This window comes from Rhodococcus sp. As11, from assembly GCF_048957735.1.
GTDB lineage: Bacteria > Actinomycetota > Actinomycetes > Mycobacteriales > Mycobacteriaceae > Rhodococcus > Rhodococcus gordoniae.
On record NZ_JARDJE010000011.1, the window covers coordinates 85068 to 108417 of the forward strand.

At 69.3% G+C, this 23350-nt stretch carries 21 protein-coding genes; 5 read left to right on the forward strand and 16 right to left on the reverse strand.

What is annotated here, in order from left to right; all coding sequences use genetic code 11:
- Positions 1–27: 27 nt before the first annotated feature.
- A complete protein-coding gene (gene lepA / locus PV766_RS16175) occupies positions 28–1923 on the reverse strand; it encodes a translation elongation factor 4 (RefSeq protein WP_421097411.1) in 1896 nt (631 codons plus the stop codon).
- A gap of 63 nt (positions 1924–1986) precedes the next feature.
- On the opposite strand from lepA, the gene PV766_RS16180 reads away from it, so the two are divergent.
- Positions 1987–2643: a type II toxin-antitoxin system PemK/MazF family toxin gene (locus tag PV766_RS16180; RefSeq protein ID WP_421097398.1), complete on the forward strand. Its 657-nt coding sequence runs from the start codon at positions 1987–1989 to the stop codon at positions 2641–2643.
- A 24-nt stretch (positions 2644–2667) separates the two neighbouring features.
- On the opposite strand, the gene PV766_RS16185 is transcribed toward PV766_RS16180, so the two are convergent.
- Positions 2668–3489 carry an aquaporin gene (locus PV766_RS16185; RefSeq protein WP_421097399.1) on the reverse strand — a complete coding sequence of 274 codons (822 nt, stop codon included), beginning with the start codon at positions 3487–3489 and terminating at the stop codon, positions 2668–2670.
- A 370-nt stretch (positions 3490–3859) separates the two neighbouring features.
- Between PV766_RS16185 and rpsT the strand changes: the two genes are divergently transcribed.
- Complete coding sequence (gene rpsT / locus PV766_RS16190) at positions 3860–4120, forward strand: 30S ribosomal protein S20 (protein ID WP_016933984.1); 261 nt, start codon at positions 3860–3862, stop codon at positions 4118–4120.
- A gap of 129 nt (positions 4121–4249) precedes the next feature.
- On the opposite strand, the gene holA is transcribed toward rpsT, so the two are convergent.
- From holA to PV766_RS16260, 14 genes are all read right to left on the reverse strand, one after another.
- Positions 4250–5221: a DNA polymerase III subunit delta gene (holA, locus tag PV766_RS16195; RefSeq protein WP_421097400.1), complete on the reverse strand. Its 972-nt coding sequence runs from the start codon at positions 5219–5221 to the stop codon at positions 4250–4252.
- Positions 5218–7575, reverse strand: a complete 2358-nt coding sequence (locus tag PV766_RS16200) for a DNA internalization-related competence protein ComEC/Rec2 (RefSeq protein ID WP_421097401.1) — start codon at positions 7573–7575, stop codon at positions 5218–5220. The genes holA and PV766_RS16200 overlap by 4 nt, the downstream gene beginning before the upstream one ends.
- Positions 7576–7603: 28 nt before the next feature.
- Positions 7604–8458, reverse strand: a complete 855-nt coding sequence (locus tag PV766_RS16205; RefSeq protein WP_421097402.1) for a ComEA family DNA-binding protein — start codon at positions 8456–8458, stop codon at positions 7604–7606.
- A gap of 147 nt (positions 8459–8605) precedes the next feature.
- Complete coding sequence (locus tag PV766_RS16210; RefSeq protein ID WP_064063070.1) at positions 8606–9454, reverse strand: DegV family protein; 849 nt, start codon at positions 9452–9454, stop codon at positions 8606–8608.
- A 5-nt stretch (positions 9455–9459) separates the two neighbouring features.
- Positions 9460–10242, reverse strand: coding sequence for a diglucosylglycerate octanoyltransferase (octT, locus tag PV766_RS16215; protein WP_064063071.1), 783 nt, complete (start codon positions 10240–10242; stop codon positions 9460–9462).
- Positions 10229–10900: a histidine phosphatase family protein gene (locus tag PV766_RS16220; RefSeq protein ID WP_064063072.1), complete on the reverse strand. Its 672-nt coding sequence runs from the start codon at positions 10898–10900 to the stop codon at positions 10229–10231. Before PV766_RS16220 ends, octT begins: the two co-directional genes overlap by 14 nt.
- A complete protein-coding gene (rsfS, locus tag PV766_RS16225; RefSeq protein WP_064063073.1) occupies positions 10897–11307 on the reverse strand; it encodes a ribosome silencing factor in 411 nt (136 codons plus the stop codon). The genes PV766_RS16220 and rsfS overlap by 4 nt, the downstream gene beginning before the upstream one ends.
- A complete protein-coding gene (gene nadD, locus PV766_RS16230; RefSeq protein ID WP_084421535.1) occupies positions 11304–12017 on the reverse strand; it encodes a nicotinate-nucleotide adenylyltransferase in 714 nt (237 codons plus the stop codon). Before nadD ends, rsfS begins: the two co-directional genes overlap by 4 nt.
- Before the next feature lie 19 nt (positions 12018–12036).
- Positions 12037–13482 (reverse strand): vWA domain-containing protein, encoded by a 1446-nt coding sequence (locus PV766_RS16235; protein ID WP_421097403.1) that lies wholly within the window; start codon positions 13480–13482, stop codon positions 12037–12039.
- A 1-nt stretch (position 13483) separates the two neighbouring features.
- The gene (locus PV766_RS16240; RefSeq protein ID WP_064063076.1) at positions 13484–14380 is read right to left on the reverse strand and encodes an AAA family ATPase; all 897 of its coding nucleotides are present in this window, start codon (positions 14378–14380) and stop codon (positions 13484–13486) included.
- Between the two features lie 29 nt (positions 14381–14409).
- Positions 14410–15693, reverse strand: coding sequence for a glutamate-5-semialdehyde dehydrogenase (locus PV766_RS16245; protein WP_421097404.1), 1284 nt, complete (start codon positions 15691–15693; stop codon positions 14410–14412).
- A 48-nt stretch (positions 15694–15741) separates the two neighbouring features.
- The gene (locus tag PV766_RS16250) at positions 15742–16848 is read right to left on the reverse strand and encodes a D-alanine--D-alanine ligase family protein (RefSeq protein ID WP_064063078.1); all 1107 of its coding nucleotides are present in this window, start codon (positions 16846–16848) and stop codon (positions 15742–15744) included.
- A gap of 72 nt (positions 16849–16920) precedes the next feature.
- Positions 16921–18045 (reverse strand): cystathionine gamma-lyase, encoded by a 1125-nt coding sequence (locus PV766_RS16255; protein ID WP_421097405.1) that lies wholly within the window; start codon positions 18043–18045, stop codon positions 16921–16923.
- Positions 18046–18050: 5 nt separating this feature from the next.
- The gene (locus PV766_RS16260; protein ID WP_064063080.1) at positions 18051–19049 is read right to left on the reverse strand and encodes an NAD(P)H-dependent glycerol-3-phosphate dehydrogenase; all 999 of its coding nucleotides are present in this window, start codon (positions 19047–19049) and stop codon (positions 18051–18053) included.
- A 174-nt stretch (positions 19050–19223) separates the two neighbouring features.
- On the opposite strand from PV766_RS16260, the gene cofC reads away from it, so the two are divergent.
- From cofC to PV766_RS16275, 3 genes are read left to right on the forward strand one after another with little or no spacing between them, the layout of a single operon-like run.
- Positions 19224–19925: a 2-phospho-L-lactate guanylyltransferase gene (gene cofC / locus PV766_RS16265; protein WP_421097406.1), complete on the forward strand. Its 702-nt coding sequence runs from the start codon at positions 19224–19226 to the stop codon at positions 19923–19925.
- Positions 19922–22117 carry an RNA degradosome polyphosphate kinase gene (locus tag PV766_RS16270; protein WP_026003456.1) on the forward strand — a complete coding sequence of 732 codons (2196 nt, stop codon included), beginning with the start codon at positions 19922–19924 and terminating at the stop codon, positions 22115–22117. The genes cofC and PV766_RS16270 overlap by 4 nt, the downstream gene beginning before the upstream one ends.
- Positions 22118–22130: 13 nt before the next feature.
- Complete coding sequence (locus PV766_RS16275; protein ID WP_421097407.1) at positions 22131–23087, forward strand: NUDIX hydrolase; 957 nt, start codon at positions 22131–22133, stop codon at positions 23085–23087.
- Positions 23088–23350 lie beyond the last annotated feature (263 nt).

The following is a 23350-nucleotide window of genomic DNA, read 5'->3' on the forward strand; positions in this document are numbered from 1 at the left end:
TTCCGATGGGCGTCGGAGCAGGGACGGCTACTTCTTCGGCTTGTCCGACGAGGCCTCCGACGAGAGCGCGGCGACGAACGCTTCCTGTGGCACGTCGACCCGGCCGATCGTCTTCATCCGCTTCTTGCCTTCCTTCTGCTTCTCGAGCAGCTTGCGCTTACGGCTGATGTCGCCGCCGTAGCACTTGGCGAGAACGTCCTTGCGGATCGCCCGGATGTTCTCGCGGGCGATGATCTTCGAGCCGATGGCCGCCTGGACGGGAACCTCGAACTGCTGCCGCGGGATGAGTTCCTTGAGCTTGGTCGTCATCTTGTTGCCGTAGGCGGCGGCGGCATCCTTGTGGACGATCGCGCTGAACGCGTCGACGGCCTCGCCCTGGAGCAGGATGTCGACCTTCACCAGCGCGGCCTCCTGCTCGCCGGCCTCCTCGTAGTCCATCGAGGCGTAACCGCGGGTTCGCGACTTGAGCGAGTCGAAGAAGTCGAAGATGATCTCGGCCATCGGCAGCGTGTACCGCAGTTCGACGCGGGTCTCGGACAGGTAGTCCATGCCGCCGAGCTCGCCGCGCCGCGACTGGCACAGTTCCATGATCGAGCCGATGAACTCGCTCGGCGCGATGATGGTGCACTTGACGATCGGTTCGTAGATCTCGCGCGCCTTGCCTTCGGGCCACACGGACGGGTTCGTCACGACGACTTCCTCCCCGCCCTCGAGCACCACGCGGTACACGACGTTCGGGGCGGTGGAGATCAGGTCGAGGCCGAACTCGCGCTCGAGGCGCTCGCGGGTGATCTCCATGTGCAGCAGGCCGAGGAAGCCACAGCGGAAACCGAAGCCGAGGGCGACGGACGTCTCGGGTTCGTAGGTGAGCGCGGCGTCGTTGAGCTGGAGCTTGTCGAGAGCGTCGCGCAGCACCGGGTAGTCGGAGCCGTCGAGCGGATACAGACCGGAGTAGACCATCGGGCGCGGTTCGCGGTAGCCGGTGAGCGGCTCCTCGGCACCGTGGCGGGCGGTGGTGACGGTGTCGCCGACCTTCGACTGGCGCACGTCCTTCACGCCGGTGATGAGATAGCCCACCTCGCCGACGCCGAGTCCGGCGGTGGCCTTGGGTTCGGGCGAGACGATGCCGACCTCGAGCAGTTCGTGGGTCGTGCCCGTCGACATCATCTTGATCTTCTCGCGGGGCACGATCTTGCCGTCGACCACACGCACGTACGTCACGACGCCGCGGTAGGTGTCGTAGACGGAGTCGAAGATCATGGCGCGGGCGGGCGCATCGGCGTCGCCCACCGGCGGCGGCACCTGCCGGATCACGGCGTCGATGAGTTCGGGGACACCCTCGCCGGTCTTGCCCGAGACCCGGAGCACGTCGGACGGCTCGCAGCCGATGATGTTCGCGATCTCGCCGGCGTACCGATCGGGATCGGCCGCGGGCAGGTCGATCTTGTTGAGGACCGGGATGATCGTCAGGTCCTTGTCGAGCGCGAGGTAGAGGTTGGCGAGGGTCTGCGCCTCGATGCCCTGCGCGGCGTCGACGAGCAGGACCGCCCCCTCGCATGCCTCGAGCGCACGGGAGACCTCGTAGGTGAAGTCGACGTGACCGGGCGTGTCGATCAGGTGCATCACAAAGTCTTCACCGTCGAGCTTCCACGGCAGGCGCACGTTCTGCGCCTTGATCGTGATGCCGCGCTCGCGCTCGATGTCCATGCGGTCGAGGTACTGAGCGCGCATCTGCCGCTCCTCGACCACCCCGGTGAGCTGCAGCATCCGGTCGGCGAGCGTCGACTTTCCATGGTCGATGTGCGCGATGATGCAGAAGTTCCGGATCTTCGCGGGGTCCGTGAACGTGGTGTCGGCGAAGGTGCTGATGTCGTGCTCCTGACTCGGACTGGCAGCGGCCTGCAGACCGCGGTCACCCTGCAGAATATCCAAGTCGGGCAGCGGCCGGGACTTCGCCCGTGTCCGGTCCGGTTAAGCTCGGTTCCCGTGGCCGGTACATGGAAGAAGTTGGGCAGGCAACTCGGGCGTCTCGCCGTCGAGCAGGGACCGAAGATCTACCAGCAGTTGCAGCAGTCCGGAGCGCTCGACAGGGCACGCGCCGCGCTGAACCCGACCGCACAGACCGGCACCTCCGGAAGCGGTACCACCGAGGCACCGAAGCCCGGTGCTGCCGGGACGGCGGCACCGAAGCCCGGCGCTGCGAAGACCCCCGCCGGCACGAAGCGCCCGGCCCCCGGCCGGCCGGTGGCCTCGCGCACCACGCCGACCGCCCAGCGTGCGCGCCGCCTCGAATACTCCCCCGACCTGGACGGCCGCGCCGATCCGGGCGAGATCGTGTGGACCTGGGTGGCCTACGAGGACGACCCGGCGCAGGGCAAGGACCGCCCGGTGCTCGTGGTGGGACGCGACGACTCGACGCTGCTCGGACTGATGCTGTCGTCGAACACCGACCGCGACGCTCAGCGCGACTGGCTCGGGATCGGCTCCGGACCGTGGGACGTGGAGAACCGTCCGAGCTGGGTTCGACTCGATCGCGTGCTCGACGTCCCGGAGGACGGCATCCGCCGCGAGGGGGCGATCCTTCCCCGGGCACGGTTCGATCAGGTCGCGGTCCGGCTCCGCACCGAGTTCGGCTGGAGCTGAACCGGGCCGCTCCCGATCGGGGATTCAGGAAGCTCTGAGCCCGTATCGCCGTCCGAAGAGGAAGGTGTACACGAGGGCTCCGAGTGCGCCTCCGATGAGCGGGAACACGATGAACGCCCACAGCTGCCCGAGCGCGCCGTCCTGATAGAAGGAGACGGCCAGGCTGCGCGCGGGATTGACCGAGGTGTTGTCGATCGGGATCGAGATCAGGTGGATCACGGCGAGGGTGAACCCGATGGCGATGCCGGCGATCGGTGCGTCGGCGATCTGATCGGTCGCACCGAGCACCACGAACACCAGTACCGCGGTGAGCAGGACCTCGACGACGATCATCGCGCCGATGCCGTAGCCGTTCTGGAGTACACCGCCGAGCGGGCCGCGTACGGCCGAGGGACTGTGTGCACCCCAGCCGTTGGCCCCGAGGCCGTCCGCGGCACGGTTGTAGCTCGGCAGCGACGATGCCACCGCGTAGAGCGTCAGACCGGCGATCAGGCTGCCGACGACCTGCGCGATCCAGTAGCCCACGGCACGCACCGGGGTCACGTGCCCGACGATGAGTTGCCCCAGCGTCACCGCCGGGTTCACGTGGCACCCGGAGATCGGGCCGATGGTGTACACGAGGAACAGCAGGGTCAGGCCGAACGCCAATGCGACGCCGAGCTGGCCGACACGGCTTCCGGCGAACACTGCGGTACCCACCGCGGAGAACACCAGAAGAAACGTCCCGATGGCCTCCGCCACGTACTTCCGCAGGTCGGAGAACTCACCGGGATCACGGATTTCCAGGGACGTCTCGCGCGCGAGATCTTCGTCGAGCCGGGATTCGGGATCGCGTGGGGGTTCCATGGGTCACCTCGATGTTCGCGGCTCCGCACGCAGGCGGAACCTGGTGGTAGAACACTTCGAGTCGATGCACCGCTGGGCGAACGCGCCGTTCGCGCTGTGACGCAGACTACTCAAGCGTCGTCACCTCGACAACGACATCGTGCGCTGTGGCGTGTCCGCCCGGGCAGCAGGCGAGGAAGCGTCGACCCAGGCACGACAACACCGTCGATCGGACGGGGACTGTCTCGTAGGAGACATCAGCGCTGGTGACGAGGGTGCATTCTCCACCGGTTTGGGCTTTGGGAACCGCTCTTGGTAGCCTTGTCCATCGGTGCTCGGATGCACCCAGAGCTTTCCTACCAGCTACCAGCAAGACGACAGGATTTTACGCGTGGCCAACATCAAGTCCCAGGTGAAGCGGATTCGCACCAACGAGCGCAACCGACTCCGGAATCAGTCGGTGAAGTCGTCGCTGCGTACGGCGATCCGTTCGTTCCGCGAGGCTGCGGCCGCCGGCGACAAGAACAAGGTCAACGAGCTCCTCGTCGCCACCAGCCGTCAGCTCGACAAGGCTGCCAGCAAGGGTGTCATCCACCCCAACCAGGCCGCCAACAAGAAGTCTGCTCTCGCGAAGCTTGCCAACAAGCTCTGAGTTCATCGCTCCGAGGTAGTAGACGCAGGCTCTGCTTCACTGAGGCCGTCCCCGCAGGGGACGGCCTCAGTGGCGTCGGATGCCACACGGTGCCGGTCGCCCGGAAACCGAGTGAGGCGCGCGGACGGCTCAGGCCGCCAACTGCGAGATGACCCGCACGGCGTGTTCGAGCGTGTAATCCGGATCGGCCGCCGCCCCTTTGACGTCGGCGTTGAGAGCGGCCACCACCGTGAGCGCCGTGCCGATGGACGCCGGCGCCCACGTCCGCGCTTGGGCCTGAGCCTTCTTGACCTTCCACGGCGGCATGCCGAGCGACGAGGCGAGTGAGAACGGGTCGCCCCGACCGGCCGAGCCGACACGGGCGATGGTGTGAACGGCATCGGCGAGGGCATCGGCGAGCAATACGTGGGCGACGCCGCGGTGCATCGCCCATCGCAGCGCTTCGAGCGCTCCGGCGGTGTCACCGGCCACGGCCTTCTCGGCCACATCGAATCCCGACACCTCGGCCTTGCCGGAGTAGTAGCGCCGCACGGCTGCGGCGTCGATCTTGCCGCCCGTGTCGGCCACGAGCTGGCCGCACGCGGCAGCGAGTTCGCGGAGGTCGGATCCCACTGCTTCGATGACGAGCTGTTCGACGTCGCCGGAGACCCGTACGCCCGCGGCCTGGAACTCCTTGTGGACGAACGTGCGCACCCAGGCGGCCTTCTCCCCCGCTTTCGCGGGAGCGGCACACATGTGTTCCTCGGCGCCGCACTTGCGGAGCGCGGGCACCATCGTCTTGGTGCGGCCCCCACCGCTGTGGAGGATCACCAGCGTCACGCCCGGGGGCGGATCGGCCGCGACGTCGAGGATGAGCGCCGCGGCGTCCTTCCCGGCGTCGGCGGTGGATTCGAGGATCACGATGCGCTCCTCGGCGAACAGCGACGGGCTCAGCAGCTCGGCCAGTTCGGGGACACCGGCGTCGCCCGCGCGGAGCCGGGAGACCGGTAGATCGCCCGGAGTGTCGCTGCGCGTGCGGACGTCGGACACGATCTGCGCGACAGCACGGTCGACGAGCAGTTCTTCCTCACCGAGGACCAGATGCAGGGACGCGTCGCTCACGGTTCGATCGTGCCACGCACGTCCGACACCACCGCGAGCGCCCCGGAAGCGGCACGGACCACGGCGACGTCGCCGTGCAGGTCGGTACGCAGCACGCGCGTCCCCACTGCAGCCAGCGTCGCGACGATCTCGGGGTGCGGGTGCCCGAAGAGATTGTCGCGTCCGGCGCTGACGACGGCGACGCTCGGCCGCACGGCGGTGAGGAAACGCTCGGGCGTGGTGCGGGATCCGTGGTGCGGCACCTTCAGCACCTCCGCACGCACGTCGATGCCGGATCGTACGAGCGCATCGAGCGCGGACTCCTCGGCGTCACCCGGGAGCAGGATCCGCCCCACGACGGTCTCGACCGCCAGGACGAGAGAGTCGTCGTTCTCGGAGCGGCCCGTCCCCGGCGTATCGGGGCCGAGCACCCGGATGTCGAGGTCGCCCGCGTGCAGCACCGCACCGGCACGCACTTCCCGCACGGCGACACCGATCGCGGTCGCCGGCCGGAGGCCTTCGGCCGCCCCGTCATCCGCAACACCCGGACCGACCACGACCGCCTCCACGGACCGCCCGTCGAGGACACCGCGGAGCCCACCCGTGTGGTCGGCGTGCAGGTGCGACAGCACGATCAACGCGACCTCACGAATCCGCAACCGGCGCAGGCACCGGTCGATGGGCTCCGGCTCGGGCCCGGTGTCGACGACGACGGCGCGTCCGTCCCCCGCAGCCAGCACCAGCGCATCGCCTTGGCCGACATCGCATGCGACGAGCACCCATTCGGCTCCGGGCCAGCCGGGCCTCAGCACACGCACCGGCAGCCACACCGCTGCGACCGCCAGCGCGATCACGAGAGCCGCCACCCGCGCTCGCCGGTGACGGACCACCGACCATGCAGTGGCGGTCATCAGGGCCGCGGTGACGGCTCCCGCCGGCCCGTCGGGCACCTCCAGTTCGGCCGACGGCAAGGACGCCGCTCGGTCCGCGACCGTGATCAGCCACCACAGGAACGGACCTGTGCCACGTGCGAGTACCTCACCCGCCCACGGGAAGATGCAGGCGGCCATCGCTACGAGCGCGCCGAGGATCGTCAGCGGCGCGAGCACCGGGGCGACGAGGCAGTTGGCCACCACCGACACGACGCTCACCGTCCCGCTCACCGCCGCGACGAGAGGCGCGGTCGCGGCGAAGGCGACCAGCGACATCGCCGTGACCTCCGCAACGGGCCGCGGCCACCCGCGATCCGTGAGTCGAGCCACCACGGGCGGTGCGGCGACGATCAGCGCTGCCGTAGCGGACACCGACAACGCGAACCCGACATCGACGGCGAGATCCGGCATCAGCACGAGCAACACGCCGACCGCCGCACACAGGGCGGGAAGTGCCTGTCGCTCACGGCCCGTCACGAACGCCAGCAGACCGATCGATCCCATCGCCGCAGCACGCACCACGCTCGCCGACGGACGGACCACGACGACGAACGCGACGAGAGCCGTTGCGGCGAGAACGGTCCCGGAACGCGGACCGAGTCCCACCGCGCGCACGAGCAGCAGCACCGCTCCGAGTACGACTCCGACATTGGCGCCCGATACGGCCGTCAAGTGCGTCAGTCCGGCCACCCGGAAGTCCTCGCGGACCTCGTCGGTCAGCGCCGTGGTGTCCCCCACCACGAGACCGGGCAGCAGGCCGGCCCGATCATCGGGAAGCACGGCGGAACCCACTTGCGCGAGGCGCTCTCGTACCGTTCCGGCCCACCGCTGCCACACCGGTGGTGCGCCGATCACCGTCGGCGCGGTCTCCGCTCGGAGCACCGCCACCGTGGTGCCCGGCCCGGTGTGCGGTGCCGCTCGCACACGTGCGGTGACCTGTTGCGCCGGTAGAAGATCACCCCACGAGTCGGCCGGCGCGAAGACCATCACCGATCCTCCGGTGTCGAGGGCCCGCCCGCCCGTCGTCACGTGCTCGAGGCGTGCCGGAATACGCACCCGGGGCGTGCCGTCGAACGCCGCCGCCCGGATGCGTCGCGGGTCGTCGGTCGGGACGAGAACGACGGTGGCCCACGATCCGGTCTCCGCTGCGGAAGCGATCGGGTGATGATCGGCCGCCCACATCCGCAGTCCGGCGGCCGACCCGAATCCCGCGACGACGGCCGATACCGCGAGGAGGACCCCCGCACCGACGCGCCGCAGGCGGCCGGTCGCGACGAGACGGGCCGTCACCGCGCACCCGACGACGGCGACGAGCGCCACGACGCTCACGATCCGCCAGCCGGTGTACAAGGCCAGCAGGGTCACGCCCCACGCGGCGAGCGCACACGGCACCAGCCGCGCGTCGAGAACCGTCGGGACCGCGGTATCGCCGCGTGCGGTCACGCGATCACCGGTTCGCGCAGCCGCATCGTCACGCGGTGACCAGTTCACGCAACCTCGCCAACCGCGCCGGTCCGATCCCGTCGACCTCACCGAGTTGTTCGACGTCCGTGAACGGTCCGTTCGCGTCCCGCCACGACACGATCGCCGCAGCCGTCACCGGTCCGACTCCGGGCAGGGCGTCGAGCGCGGCCTCGTCGGCCGCATTGAGGTTCAGCAGCCCACCTGCCTCCGGCGGACCGGCACCCGACGGCTGCGCGCCCACGATTCCACTGGCATTCGGAACAGGTTGGGGCGGAGCGATTCCCACGACGATCTGATCGCCGTCGGCCACCCGCCGGGCCAGGTTCAGTCCCACGAGATCGGCTCCGTCCGCAGCACCACCGGCAGCATCGAGCGCGTCCGCGACGCGCGTGCCGGGTTGCAGCCGCACGAGGCCGGGGCGTGCCACCGCCCCGACGACGCTGACGACGATCTCGGCCGTACCCGGTTGTGCCGCCTCTGCCGCCCTCGGCCGGAGCGCGTCCGAAGGCTCGGCCGATTCCACGACCTCGACCCGCGGGAGGGGTGGCACCGGTTCGGCGACGGGACGGTCGCGCCATACGACGACGAGGGCCACAGTGGCAGCGAGCACTCCGATCCCTGCGAGAGCAGCGGTCCCCCGCCGTCCCGTGTCCCACCGCGCGGCGGTCAGCCGATCGGCGAACCGCTCCCGGACGGCACCGGAGTGAACGGGTTCGTCGTCGCCGTCCGGATCCGCCCAGGGGTGATCGTCGTTCGTCGGCCTGCCGTTCGTCCAGGACGGTTCCGCAGGCATGTCCGCCGAGGAACGTGTGATCGCGCCGAGACGGGTGCGCGCGAGGTCACGGTGGTCACTGCTCGCCATGCCGCGACGCTAACGGCGTCCACACCGGCCGGGTCCCGTGTCGCCACCGATCCGGCCGGGGCTGTGGATGACTCGTATCCCTGTGGATGAACGTGCGAATCGGTCCCCGGCCGCCGCGATGCGGTCGGGGGCGTGGCGTAGAGAGGTTCAGTCCTCCGAGGTGCCGGATGCCCCGGTCGCCGCAGACGCGACGACGACACCGACCGCGCCCGGTCCGACGTGCGCGCCGAGCACCGCATCGAGTTCGGAGACGATGATCTCGGTGCCGTCCGGGAGTCGCTGTGCGAGCTGATCGGCAAGGCTGCGCGCACGATCCGGCGCGTCGCGATGGTGCACGGCGACGAGCGGTTCGTCGCCGACGTCCGTGGCCGCACCGTCGACGAGTTTCGCCATCGCCTTGGTCATGGTGCGGGTCTTCTCCCGCAGGACGAGCTTGCCGTCGGAGATGTGCAGGACCGGCTTCATCGCGAGCGCGGTGCCCAGCAATGCTGTGGCCGTGCCGATCCGGCCACCCCGGCGCAGATGGTCGAGCCGGTCGACGACGAGCAGGGTCCGGGCGGACGCCGCGACCTCCACCGCCCGGTCGTGCACCCGTACCAGATCGGCTCCGGCCCGAGCGGCACGCACCGCTTCGAGAACGGCGAAGCCGGAACCCATTGCGGTGTTCCGCGAATCGACGAGCCGGATACGGTCGCCCAGCGATTCCGCGGCGTGTCGGGCGGCGTCCCACGTACCGGACAGCACACGTGAGAGATGCACCGCGACCACGCCGTCGCCGCCGCTGGCCTCGAGCGCTTCGGTGTAGGCGTCCGTGAGCTCGGCGGGCGACGGACCGGAGGTGGTTACGGTCGACAGGTCCTCCGGCAGTTCGTCGACGCCCTCGCGGAGGTCGCGTCCGGCCGCGATGATGTGCAGCGGCACTACGCGGATACCGTACCGACCGACCAGTTCGGGGTCGAGACAACTCGACGAATCTGTGACGACGACGACGGGCACGACGCCTACCGTAGGCCCTCCACCGGGAATTCCGCATCCCGATGCACGATCCGGACGGCGTCGCCGACCGCGGCGGCGACTCGCCGGTGTCCCTCCCAGCCCCAGTGGATCCCGTCGGGATTCGCATCGTCGGAGAAGATATTCTCCCTCACCGCCTCGGCGAGATCGACGAGGGGAACCGACTTCTCGGCCGCCCAGTGGGTGATCGCACGCGCCGCGGGGAGCCGGCCGGCATGGACCGACCGGTATTGTTCGCTCCGATGCACCGAGGGCAGGGTGCCGATCACGGGCAGATCGGGACGCATGTATGCCAGTGCGTCCCTGATCGTTTCGAGATATTCGACGCTGACCCGCGGTGGCAGCGCCACGGGGCGGCCCAGCGGCGACAGTCGCGGCTGCAACCACCCGTAGGCGGTGCGCGCCGCCCGGCGCAGAGCCGGTGGGCGGATGTAGCGCAGGCCTTCCCGCAGTGCGGTGGGCAGCGGCGACGGCAGGGTGTCCATACCGCCCACGGCCAGGACCACGGCTCCGGCGTGCGGAATCGCGGCCCACACGCGCGGGTCCTGGGTCATCGCCCACCACGCGTCGCGTGTGGTCCACCCGATCCGGGCGACGAGTTCGACGTCCCACCCGAGTTCGGCCGCGACCAGGTTGGGCCAGATCTGCGGATGATCGGCGGGCAGGCCGCCCTTCGGGCCGTAATAGCTCAGCGAATCGCCGATCACCAACAGGACCGGACGTCGCGGGGCGACGTCGGCCTCGAGCGGCGTCGATTCAGAGGACGTCATCGGGGGCCACCGTGGCCGACGCGTTCCACACGTCGAGACGCCAGGACGGCACCTCTCCGTACCCGCTGAGCTGCACCCAGCCGGTGTTCCCCAGTCCACCGAGGACGGGCCATCGGTCCACCGGCAGATCGAGCAGTGCCGCGGTGAGCGCGGCGATCAGACCACCGTGCGCGACCAGCACGATGGGCCGGTCGCTCCAGTTCTCGTACTTGTCGAGCAGTTCGCCGACGACGGCGATGCTGCGCCGCGCCACGTCCACTCGGTTCTCGCCTCCCGGCGGCGCCCAGGTGGCGTCCGCGCGCCAGGAGTTGCGCGCACCCGGAGCGACGGCGTCGACCTCGGAGTGGGTCAGACCCTGCCATTCGCCGAGATGCGTCTCGCGCAGTCGCGTATCTATCTCGACGGGCAATCCGATGCGGTCGCCGAGTGCGGTCGCCGTGTCGTAGGCGCGGCGCAGATCCGACGAGACGACGGCGATCGGATCGAAGCGGGCGATCACGTCCGCGACGACGAGTGCCTGCCGTCGGCCGAGCTCGGACAGGTCTGTGTCGAGCTGCCCCTGCATGCGGCGGGTGGCGTTGTACTCGGTCTGCCCGTGACGCAGCAGGACCAGCTGACGCACCCGCGGGCTCCGAGTGTCCTCCCCCGGACGACTCACACGTCCTCCGGGGAGTCGGCAGCGGCGTCGAGAGCGGTGCGGGGGCCGCCCACACCGTCGACCTCGATGGTCGGGCAGTCCTTCCACAGACGGTCGAGGGCGTAGAAGTTGCGCTCGTCCTCATGCTGGATGTGCACGACGACGTCGACGTAGTCGAGCAGCGTCCACCGTCCTTCGCGGGTGCCCTCGCGGCGGACCGGCTTGTGTCCGGCCAGGCGCAGCTTCTCCTCGACGTTGTCGACGATGGCGTTGACCTGACGCTCGTTGGGCGCCGACGCGATGACGAAGCAGTCGGTGATCACCAGCTGTTCGGACACGTCGAGCACCACAACATCGGTGGCGAGTTTCTCGTCGGCGGCCAGGGCTGCGATTCGGGCCATCTCCGTGGCTTCTGCCGTTGCGCTCACTGCGTGCTCTTTCTCTCGATGGTGCCGGGGGTGTTTCCGTCGAACGCCGGGACGGGATCTCCGTCGCGGTGCGTATTCGTGCGGTAGAGCCGGCGTTTGCTGATGTACTGCACCACTCCGTCGGGCACCAGATACCAGACCGGGCGGTTCTCCCGGGCTCTCCTGCGGCAGTCCGTGGAGGAGATCGCCAGGGCCGGGATCTCCACGAGACTCACCGCCTCGGCGGGGAGGTCGTCCAGATGCGGTGCCAGGTGCTCGGCGTGCAGGTCGTATCCGGGCCGGGACACCCCGACGAAGCGCGCGAGGTCGAACAGGGTCTGCCAGTCCTGCCAGGACAGGATCGATCCCAGTGCGTCCGCACCGGTGATGAAGTACAGGTCCGCATCGGGATACTGCTTGCTGAGATCTCGCAGCGTGTCGACGGTGTAGGTGGGTTTGCGGCGATCGATGTCGACGCGACTGACGGAGAACCGCGGGTTGGATGCGGTCGCGATCACCGTCATCAGGTAGCGGTCCTCGGCGGCACTGACCTCGCGGCCGGTCTTCTGCCAGGGTTGCCCGGTGGGCACGAAGATCACTTCGTCCAGGTCGAAGCTCGCGGCGACCTCACTGGCCGCCACGAGGTGTCCGTGATGGATCGGGTCGAACGTCCCGCCCATGACGCCCAGGCGGCGCCTGGGGGCCGAGGGCCGATCCGTTGGCTGATGCACGGTTGTCCAGCTTACGGGTTCACACGGGGAGCAGACTCGCCACCACCGTCGCGAGCTGCTTCGCCGACCGGCACTCGTGCATCGTGACGACCTCGCTGTAGACGCGAGCGGCCGAGTCGCCGGAACCCCATTGCCCCTTCGGCTCGGGGTTGAGCCAGTACGCGTGGCGCGCGACGGACACGAGATGGTCGAGGGCTTCGAGGTTCGGATTGCGGTAGTTGGTGCGGCCGTCGCCGAGGATCAGCAGCGAGCTGCGGCCGGTCAGGGCGTGGGCGTGGTTCTCGGCGAAGCTGCCCAGCGCGTTGCCGTAGTCGGAGTGACCGTCGTAGGTGATCAGCTTCGCTTCCCGCAGCATCCGCGACATCGACTCCCCCAGCTCGGCGCCGGCCGAGAAGTAGTGGGTGACCTCGTCTGCGGTGTCGATGAATGCGAACACGCGCACGCGGGAGAACTGTTCGCGCAGGGCGTGCACGAGCAGCAGCGTGAAGTGGGAGAACCCGGCTACGGAACCGGAGACGTCGCACAGTACGACGAGTTCCGGGCGCGCCGGCCGGGGCTTGCGGTTCACCGGATCGATGGGCACACCGCCGGTGGACATGGACTTGCGCAGCGTGCGGCGCAGGTCGATGGCGCCGGCGCGGGCACGGCGGCGGCGCGCGGCGAGACGGCTCGCGAGCAGCCGTGCGAGCGGCACGACGCTTCGGCGCAGGGCCACGAGTTCCGCGTCGGAGGCGCGCAGGAAGTCGACTTCCTCGGCGAGCTTGGGCACCCCGTACTTCTCGACGCGTTCGCGGCCGAGCTGTTCGGCGGTGCGGCGGCGGGTCTCGCGTTCGATCATGGCCCGGAAATCGGCGATCCGCTGGGCCGCGGTGCGACGCGCGACCTCGCTCTCGTAGGCGGTGTCGTCGCGTTCCTCCCGGGTGCCGTTTCCGAGGAGCCCCTCGAGGATCTTCGTCAGCAGGGTGTCCGGGGAGACGTCCCGCAGCGCCTGGTAGGCCGAGAAGGACGGTCCGTTCGACGATGCGTACCGACCGAGTTCGTCCACGATGCCGGAGACGAGCATCTCGGTGGCCTCGAGCGCCTCCGGCGACTCCTCGGACAACAGTTCGGCGAGCAGGTCGCGCAGCGCGTCGAGGTCGACCTCCCCTGTCGGGGTGCGTGGAATGCTCACCTGCGGACCGTCGGCCTCGCGCCGTCCGATCGCGGGCGGGAACCACAGGTCGAACAGGGCGTCGAAGGTCGGACGGTGGGTCGGGCGGCGGAGCAGTGTGCAGGCGAGACCTTCGCGGAAGGCTTCCCGGTCGAGGAGGTCGAGCACCGTCATCACGCGTCCGGCGTCGACGGTCTCGGACGGGCCGACCGCGATGCCGCGGCGACGCAGCGCCTCCACGAATCCGACCAGGTGCCCGGGCAGGCCGTGGGGTGCCGGTGGCACCGCGGATCCGGGAAGGTGCGCTGCGGCCATGTCAGTTCAACCGGAGCTCGGCGGCAGCGCGGACCTGATCGGACTGGTGTTTGAGGATCACGCCGAGCGTGCTGCGGACCGCGTTGTCGTCGAGGGTGTCGAGTCCGAGGGCGAGCAGGGTGCGGCCCCAGTCGATGGTCTCCGCCACCGACGGGACCTTCTTGAGCTGCATACTTCGGAGCACCCGGACCGTGCGCACGAGGTGATCGGCGAGAGCGTCGGGCAGGTCGGGCACCCGGCTCGCGAGGATCCGGCGTTCGAGATCGGCGTCGGGGAAGTCCAGGTGCAGGAACAGGCACCGCCGTTTGAGCGCCTCCGACAATTCGCGGGTGGCGTTCGAGGTGAGCACCACGAACGGCTTCCGGGTGGCACGGATCGTACCGAGTTCGGGCACCGTGACCGCGAAGTCGCTGAGCACCTCGAGCAGCAGACCTTCGATCTCGACGTCGGCCTTGTCGACCTCGTCGACGAGCAGCACCGTCGGATCCTCCCGGCGGATCGCGGTGAGCAACGGCCGCGACAGCAGGAACTCCTCGGAGAAGACGTCCTCCCTGGTGCGGTCCCACGACTCACCCGCCGCGGCGGTCGCCCCCGCCGACTGGATGCGCAGGATCTGCTTGGCGTGGTTCCACTCGTACAGCGCGCGGGATTCGTCGACCCCCTCGTAGCACTGCAGACGCACCAGTTCCGCCTCGGAGGTCTCGGCGACGGCCCGGGCCAGTTCGGTCTTGCCGACGCCCGCGGGTCCCTCGATCAGCAACGGCTTGCCGAGACGGTCGGCGAGGAACACCGCGGTCGCGGTGGATTTGTCGGCGAGATATCCGGTACCGGCCAGACGATCGATCACGTCCTGGACGTCCGCGAAGATCGGCGGGGTGGTGGGCAGCGCACGATCCACGCTGGTTCCTTTCGTCGGACCGGTAACGATCAGGCGGGGCGGGTGTGGCCGTCGCCCCACACCACCCACTTCGTGGACGTCAGTTCGGGCAGGCCCATCGGACCCCGGGCGTGCAATTTCTGGGTGGAGATACCGATCTCCGCGCCGAAACCGAACTGCTCGCCGTCCGTGAACGCCGTCGAAGCGTTGACCATAACGGCTGCGGCGTCGACCCGAGTCGTGAACTCCCGTGCGGCGGCGAGGTCCGCGGTGACGATCGCTTCGGTGTGGCCGGTGCCGTAGCGGTCGATGTGGTCGACGGCGGCGTCGAGGTCGTCGACCACTGCGAGGGCTACGTCGAGCGAGAGGTACTCGTCCGACCAGTCCTGCTCGGTCGCGGGCACGAGGCCGGGCAGGTCGCCGTGGACCGTCACGCTGTGCTCCTGCAGGGCCTGCAACAGCTTCGGGACGGCGGTGTCCGCGATCGCCTTGTCGACGAGGATCGTCTCCGCGGTGTTGCACACGCTGGGCCGGCGCGTCTTCGCGTTGATCACGATCTTCTCGGCCATCGCGAGGTCGGCCGCGGAGTGGACGTAGACGTGGCAGTTGCCCGTGCCCGTCTCGATCGTGGGGACGGTGGCGTCGCGGACCACGGCCGCGATCAGGCCGGCACCACCCCGGGGGATCACCACGTCGACCAGGCCCCGGGCCTGGATGAGATGGGTGACCGACGAGCGGTCGGCGCTCGGCAGCAGCTGCACGGCATCGGCGGGGATGCCCTGTTCCTCGAGCGCGGCGCGCAGCACGTCGACGAGCGCGGCGTTCGACCGGGCCGCGGACGACGAACCGCGCAGCAGTGCGGCGTTGCCGGATTTCAGTGCCAGACCGAAGGCGTCGACCGTGACGTTCGGGCGGGCTTCGTACACCATTCCGACCACGCCCAGCGGGACGCGAACCTGACGCAGCTCGAGACCGTTGGGCAGGGTCGAGCCGCGGACCACTCCGCCGATCGGGTCGGGCAGTCCGGCCACCTGGCGCAGGCCGGCGGCGATCCCGTCGATCCGGGCGGAGGTCAGGCGCAGCCGGTCGAGGATGGCCTCCTCGGTGCCACCGGCGCGGGCGGCCTCGATGTCCTCCGCGTTCGCGGCGAGGACGGTGTCGGCGGCAGCGAGCAGAGCGTCGGCGGCGGCGTGCAGTGCCGCGTCCTTCTCGGTGGTGGTGAGCAGCGCGAGCCGGCGCGAGGCCACACGGGCACGACGCGCGGCCTCGTGGACGGCTTCGCGGATGTCCGTGCCGGCGTCGGTCGCAGCTGAGTCGGGGGTCACGGCAGTCATGGGTCCAGCCTAGTCGGGTCCTGGCGGTGGCCGACAGGCCGCGTGCCGCTAGCGCAGGCCGGTGCCCCTCACGAGCGCCGTCTCCACCAGGATCGACAGCAGCTCGGCGTACTCGACGCCGGTGGCCTCCCACATCCGCGGGTACATCGAGATCGACGTGAAACCGGGCATCGTGTTGATCTCGTTGATCACCGGTCCGTCCTCGGTGACGAAGAAGTCGACGCGGGACAGGCCGTGGCAGTCGAGGGCCCGGAAGGCCCGGACCGCGAGTTCGCGGATCCGGTCGGAGGTCTCCTCGTCGAGCTTCGCCGGCACGTCGAATTCGCAGACGTCGTCGAGATACTTCGTGTCGAAGTCGTAGAACGCCTCGTGGTCGCCGGAGGTGTCGGGCATGCGGATCTCCGCCACCACGCTCGCCCGCACGTCACCGTCCGGGAATTCGAGCACGCCGCACTCGACCTCACGCCCGATGATCGCGGACTCGACGATGACCTTCGGGTCGTGCTCTCGGGCCTTGGCGACCGCGGCGTCGAAGGCCGCCCAGTCGGCCACGCGGCTGATACCGATCGACGACCCGCCGCGGGCGGGCTTGACGAAGACGGGCAGGCCCAGACGGGCCTTCTGCTCCTCGGTGAGGATCGCGGTGCCGGGGCGCATGACGATCTGGAAACCGACGGGGAGCCCTTCGGCCGCGAGCAGCTTCTTGGTGAACTCCTTGTCCATACCGGCGGCGCTGGCGAGGACACCGGGACCCACGTACGGGATGTTCGCCAGTTCGAGGAGTCCCTGGATGGTGCCGTCCTCGCCGTAGGCGCCGTGCAGGACCGGGAACACCACGTCGACCGATGCGAGCACCCGGCCGTAGGAACCCTCGTCGAGGGCGACGATGTCGCCCCCGCGGGTGGGATCCGCGGTGAGGACGAGATCGGAGCCGTCACCGGCGACGACGGGCAGCTCGCGACCGGCCGCGGCGAGGCGAGCGGGGTCGGCGTCACCGAGAACCCAGGCACCCTCGGGAGTGATGCCGATGGGCACGACCTCGTACTTCTCCGGGTCGAGATGGCGCAGGATGCTGCCTGCCGAGATGCAGGACACGGAATGTTCGTTGCTGCGACCACCGAAGACGACGGCCACCCGGGTGCGGGGCGTACTCACGTGTCGCACCGTACCGGTAGCGCCTCGCCGAGACCCAGCCGAGTCCCGTCCACACCGGGCATCCGCCCTCGCTCAGCGTGCGTTCAGCGCCGCGTCGAGATCGGCGAGAAGATCGGCGGTGTCCTCGATTCCGCACGACAACCGGACGAATCCCTCCGGCACGGCATCGCCCCAGCGTGCACGGCGATCCGCGGTGGTGTGGATGCCGCCGAAACTGGTGGCCGGCGCGACCAGCGTGGCGGCGCGGACGAAACGGTGCACCTCGTCGCGGCCGGGCAACCGGAAGGTGAGCAAGGGACCGAATCGGCTCATCTGCCCGGCGGCCACGGCATGCGCCCGGTCGGAGACGAGTCCGGGATAACGGACGTCGGTGACGGCGGGGTGCCCGAGCAGCATCGCGGCGACGGCGAGCGCGTTGGCGCACTGCCGATCGAAGCGCAGCCCGGCGGTGCCGAGGCTGCGGTGCGCGAGCCAGGTCTCGAAGGGCCCCAGGACGGTTCCCGAGAGCAACCGCTCCCGGTCGATCGCGGGCAGCAGACCGGGATCGGCGACGGCGACATATCCGAACAGCAGGTCGCTGTGCCCGCTGAGCGATTTCGTGCCACTGGCCACCACGACGTCGGCCCCGAGGTCGAGCGGACGCTGCCCGAGCGGGGTGGCGGTGGTGTTGTCGACGAGCAGCAATGCCCCGGCGCGACGGCACGCCGCCGCGGTCGCACGCAGATCCACCGTGTCGAGACCGGGATTCGACGGTGTCTCGGCGAGGACGACCGCTCCCTTCCCCGCGCCGTCGAGCACGCGCCGCAGCGAGCCGTCCGCGAATTCGGCGACGGAGAGTTCGTGCACCTCGATGCCGTGCGGTGCGAGATATCCGGTGGCGAACTTGCGCACCTGGTAGTAGCCGTCGGAGGGGACGACGACCGTGCTGCCCGGGGCCACGAGCGATCGCAACGCGACCGTGATCGCCGACATGCCCGAGCCGACGACGCGCACCGCCGAGGCGTGTTCGAGCGCGGCGAGCGCCGATTCGAGTGCGCGCCAGCCGGGATTCGAGGCCCGCGCGTAGGTATCGACGTCGTCGCGTTCGTCCTCGCCGAGGAGGTACGGCGCGGCGAAGACCGGTCCCGCCTGCAACGGGGAGCCCGGAACGCCTTCGTGTGCAACCGCCTTCACGCAGCGTGTCGAATCGCCCGTCATGCGGCTCATTCCGGCTTGATCCGGCGCCCGAGCAGCTGCCCGATCGCATCCGGTACCGACATGCCTTCGTGGCACACGCGATGTACGGCGTCGGTGAGCGGCATCTCGACGTCGTAGCTCGCCGCGAGGGCGCGGACCGAGGTGCACGACTTGACCCCTTCGGCCACCTGGCCGTGGGTGGCCTCCTGTGCGCTCTCGAGCGATTCGCCGCGGCCGAGGCGTTCGCCGAACGAACGGTTGCGCGACAGCGGGGAGGTGCACGTCGCGACGAGATCGCCGACGCCGGCGAGGCCGGCGAGCGTGGCCGGCTTCGCCCCGAGGGCGGTTCCGAGACGGGTGATCTCGGCGAGACCGCGGGTGATGATGCTCGCCACGGTGTTCTCACCGAGTCCGATACCGGCGGCCATGCCGCAGGCGAGTGCGATGACGTTCTTGCACGCGCCGCCGATCTCGCAACCGATCACGTCCGAATTGGTGTACGGACGGAAATACTTTGTCGCGCAAGACTTCTGAATCTCCATGGCACGGGTCGAATCGGGGCACGCGATCACCGTCGCGGCCGGTTGCCCCTCGGCGATCTCCCGAGCGAGGTTGGGGCCGGACAACACGGCGATCCGATTCTGCTCGGCGCCGGTGACCTGACCGATCACCTGACTCATGCGCATCAGGGTGCCGCTCTCGATTCCCTTGGCGAGACTCAGAAGTGTGACGTCGGATCCGATATCCGCCTTCCACGCCTCGAGATTGGTGCGCAGGGTCTGGCTCGGTACGGCGAGGACGACGAAGTCGGCGCCCGCCACCGCCACCCGGTGATCGGCGGTGGCCTTCAGCGAGTGCGGCAGTTCCACACCGGGCAGATAATCGGAGTTCTCGTGCCGTTCCGCGATGCCGCGCGCCACCTCCTCGCGTCGCGCCCAGATCGTCACGTCCGTTCCGGCGTCGGCCAACACCTTGGCGTACGCCGTCCCCCACGAACCCGCGCCCAGAACTGCTGCTGTGGTCACGCGATCCTCACTCTCGTCCGATGCCCGGCACGGGCGGTCACCACCCACGGTCGTACCCAGTATCGCGCAGGCCCCACGGCACCGTGCCGAGTCGGTGGACGGACCGCGTGCCACACCGACCGCGCCGGTCGACCGCGCAGTGGCCGAACTCGTCGCTGATGGCACAATCGGGCAATGTCCGCGACGCACGTGCTCGTCCCCGTCAAGGCCCTCGGCCTGGCGAAGTCGCGGCTCGCCCATGTTCTCGACCCGGTGGCACGGGAATCGCTGGTGCTCGCGATGCTGCAGGACACCGTCACGGCGGCGCTGTCCGCCGGAGACGTGACGGTCACCGTCGTCACGGCCGACGACCGCGTCGCGGTCGTCGCGCGGGCATGCGACGCGGACGTCCTTCCCGACCACGTCCCGCCCGGCTCCCCCGATCCGCTCAATGCCGCGCTGCGCGCAGCGGCCCGCCGGGTGCGCGACCTCGCACCCGATGCCGAACTCGTGGTCCTGCAGGCCGACCTGCCGTCCTTGCGACCCGGCGACTTCGCGCTCGCACGCGAGACGGCGCGCCGGACGGGGACGGCCGTCGTGGCCGACCACACATCGAGGGGTACGACAGCGTTGCTGCACTGCGTGCGCGGCACCCTGCCGCCGCTGGCGTTCGGACCGGAATCGGCCCACCGTCATGTCGGGGCCGGCGCATACCCGGTGCCGGACGCACTTCCGGGCCTGCGACTCGATGTGGACACACCGGACGATCTTGCCGCCGCAGTGCAGCTCGGCGTCGGGCCGGCCACCGCGGCCGTGCTGGACGGCCTCGAATTCCCTCTTCGTCACCGATGCGACAGCGCTGCGAGGAGCCGCGGCTCTGCCACAATGAACAGGTGACCAACGGCGATTCCCCCGAACCCACGAGTTCCGAGAACGCGGCTCCGTCCGGCGTCGCACGATCTTCCGGTCGTGTGGCCACCGCCACCAGCGCGCCTCCGGCCGCGACCGGCCTGCAGTCGACGACCGATCACGACAACACGCTTCCCGTCGACCGCTATCTCAACCGGGAACAGAGCTGGCTCGATTTCAACGCCCGCGTGCTCGCGCTCGCGGAGGACACCTCGCAGCCGTTGCTCGAACGCGCAAAGTTCCTCGCGATCTTCGCGTCGAATCTCGACGAGTTCTACATGGTGCGGGTCGCCGGTCTCAAACGGCGCGCCGAGACGGGACTGTCGGTCCGGTCGGCCGATGGGCTGTCTCCCCGCGCTCAGCTCGCCCTCATCGCCTCGAGCACGCGAGAACTTGCCGGGCGTCAGGCACAGGTCTTCCTCGATTCGGTGCTGCCCGCTCTGGCAGCCGAAGGGATCTCGATCATCCGGTGGTCGGATCTGACACCGACCGAACGCGACCGTCTGACACAGTATTTCGCCGAGCAGGTCTTCCCCGTGCTGACACCGCTCGCGGTCGATCCCGCCCACCCCTTCCCCTACATCAGCGGCCTGTCCCTCAACCTCGCTGTCACCGTCAAGGATTCGCAGTCCTCGGGGGAGCACTTCGCGCGCGTGAAGGTGCCCGACAACGTCGATCGCTTCGTGCGGGTCGATCGGGCGGGTTCGTCGCACGGGCTGCCGGCCTTCCTCCCCCTCGAGGAGCTGATCGCCGCCCACCTCGACGTCCTGTTCCCCGGTATGGAGATCGTCGAGCACCACGCCTTCCGCGTCACCCGCAACGCCGACTTCGAGGTCGAGGAGGACCGTGACGAGGATCTCCTCCAGGCCCTCGAACGCGAACTCGCCCGGCGGCGCTTCGGTTCTCCCGTGCGACTCGAGGTGTCGGACGACATGACCGAGCACATGCTCGAACTCCTGCTGCGTGAGCTCGACGTCGACCGGGTCGACGTCGTCCAGCTGCCGGGTCTGCTCGACCTGTCGTCGCTGTGGCAGGTGCACGCCGTCGACCGTCCGGATCTGAAGGATGCGCCCTTCGTGCCGGCGACCCATCCCGCGTTCGGTGAGCGCGAGACCCCGAAGAGCGTGTTCTCGACTCTCCGCGAAGGCGACATCCTCGTCCACCATCCGTACGACTCGTTCTCCACGAGCGTCCAGCGGTTCATCGAGCAGGCCGCGGCCGACAGCCAGGTGCTCGCGATCAAGCAGACGCTGTACCGGACGTCGGGCGACTCGCCCATCGTCAACGCCCTGATCGCCGCGGCCGAGGCCGGCAAACAGGTCGTCGCGCTGGTGGAGATCAAGGCCCGATTCGACGAGCAGGCCAACATCAAGTGGGCCCGCAAGCTCGAACAGGCCGGTGTCCACGTCGTATACGGACTCGTCGGTCTCAAGACCCACTGCAAGACCTGTCTGGTCGTGCGACGCGAGGGGTCGACGATCCGCCGCTACTGCCATATCGGCACGGGCAACTACAACCCGAAGACCGCCCGCCTGTACGAGGACGTCGGCCTGCTCACGTCCTCCCCCGAGATCGGCGCCGACCTGACCGACCTGTTCAACACCCTCACCGGATACTCCCGAAAGGCCCAGTACCGCAATCTGCTCGTCGCACCGCACGGGGTCCGCAAGGGCATCGTCCAGCGCGTCGAGCGTGAGATCGAGCACCACAACGCCGGTCGTCCCAGCGGGATCCGGCTCAAGGCCAACGCGCTCGTCGACGAGCAGGTGATCGACGCGCTCTACCGCGCATCCCGCGCGGGGGTCCGGGTGGAGGTGGTCGTGCGCGGGATCTGTGCGCTCAAGCCCGGGGTGCCCGGTTTGAGCGAGAACATCACGGTGCGATCGATTCTGGGCCGCTTTCTCGAGCACTCGCGACTGTTCCATTTCCGCGGCAGCGACGAGTACTGGATCGGCAGCGCCGACATGATGCACCGGAATCTCGATCGTCGGGTCGAAGTGATGGTGCAGGTGAAGAACACCCGGCTCGCAACGCAGTTGGACGGCATTTTCGATTCTGCGTTGGATCCGGCGACACGCTGCTGGATTCTCGAGGGCGACGGCACCTGGACGGCGTCGCCCGAGCCGGGCACAGCTGCCCGCGACCACCAGGTCGAACTCATGCGTAGCCGCTCGTCCTGAGGTGGAGGAAACGTTGACCGAATCACGCGACAAGCCCGTGAAGGCCAACATCTTCGCGGCGGGTGCGGTCCTGTGGCGGGGCGCCGCCGAGAACGCTCCGTACGATGCGGAGGTCGCCCTCGTACACCGTCCCCGTTACGACGACTGGTCCTTCCCGAAGGGCAAACTCGACGCGGGCGAGACCGCCGTGGTCGCCGCGGTGCGGGAGATCGAAGAGGAGACCGGGTTCCGCGCCGCACTCGGACGCAGCCTCGGAAAAGTGGTCTACCCGGTTCCGGGGCACCGCAAACTCAAGAGGGTCGACTACTGGGCCGCACGCACCGTCGACGGGCAGTTCACACCCAACGACGAGGTGGACGAATTGCGTTGGGTGACCCCCGGAGACGCTTTCGATCTCCTGTCGTACCCGATGGACCGCAGTGTCCTGCGCCGATTCCGTCGCGTGCCGCTCGACACCACCACCGCTCTGATCGTCCGCCACGCCAAGGCCGGAAGTCGTAAGAAGTACAAGGGCGACGACCGCTACCGTCCCCTCGACGCGTCCGGACGTGCCCAGGCCACCGCTCTCGTTCCGCAACTGACGGCGTTCGGCGGCGATCGGGTGGTATCGGCCGATCGCACACGGTGCACCGCGACGGTCGAACCGTTCGCCTCCCGGCACGGGCTCGAGGTCTCGCTCGAACCGTCCTTGTCCGAAGAGGAGTACCGCGCCGACCCGGACCGCGGCCGCAAGCGGGCGCTGGAGATCGCGTCCGGTCCCGGTACACCCGTGATCTGTAGTCAGGGCAAGGTGATCCCGCCACTGCTCGAGTGGTGGGCGGAGCGCGACGGTCTCGTGCTGCCTCCGGCACGGAATCGGAAGGCGAGCATGTGGGTGTTGTCTCTGCGCGGCGACCGCCTGGTCGCGGCAGACCACATCGACAGTCCTCTTCCCACCGGCCGCCCCACCGTGGACGACGAGAGCATCTGACCCGTAACGCGCGACGGCGGCCACCGGATGTCCGGTGGCCGCCGTCGCCGCACCTGTGCTGCCCGCACGTGTGCAGGCAGCATCGAGGGTGACTTCTACTTCTTGGCGCTCTTGCGAGCCGTGGTCTTCTTCGCCGGGGTCTTCTTCGCCGCGGTGGTCTTCTTCGCCGCGGTCGACTTGGTGGCGGTGGTCTTCTTCGCCGGCGTCGACTTGGCCGCGGTGGTCTTCTTCGCCGCGGTCGACTTGGTGGCGGTGGTCTTCTT

Bases quoted from the DNA above. Each gene is read 5' to 3' on its own strand.
- PV766_RS16185 (WP_421097399.1), bottom strand. From the start codon at position 3,489: ATGGAACCCCCACGCGATCCCGAATCCCGGCTCGACGAAGATCTCGCG.
- PV766_RS16205 (WP_421097402.1), bottom strand. From the start codon at position 8,458: ATGGCGAGCAGTGACCACCGTGACCTCGCGCGCACCCGTCTCGGCGCG.
- octT (WP_064063071.1), bottom strand. From the start codon at position 10,242: ATGACGTCCTCTGAATCGACGCCGCTCGAGGCCGACGTCGCCCCGCGA.
- PV766_RS16235 (WP_421097403.1), bottom strand. From the start codon at position 13,482: ATGGCCGCAGCGCACCTTCCCGGATCCGCGGTGCCACCGGCACCCCAC.
- PV766_RS16245 (WP_421097404.1), bottom strand. From the start codon at position 15,693: ATGACTGCCGTGACCCCCGACTCAGCTGCGACCGACGCCGGCACGGAC.
- PV766_RS16255 (WP_421097405.1), bottom strand. From the start codon at position 18,045: ATGACGGGCGATTCGACACGCTGCGTGAAGGCGGTTGCACACGAAGGC.
- cofC (WP_421097406.1), top strand. From the start codon at position 19,224: ATGTCCGCGACGCACGTGCTCGTCCCCGTCAAGGCCCTCGGCCTGGCG.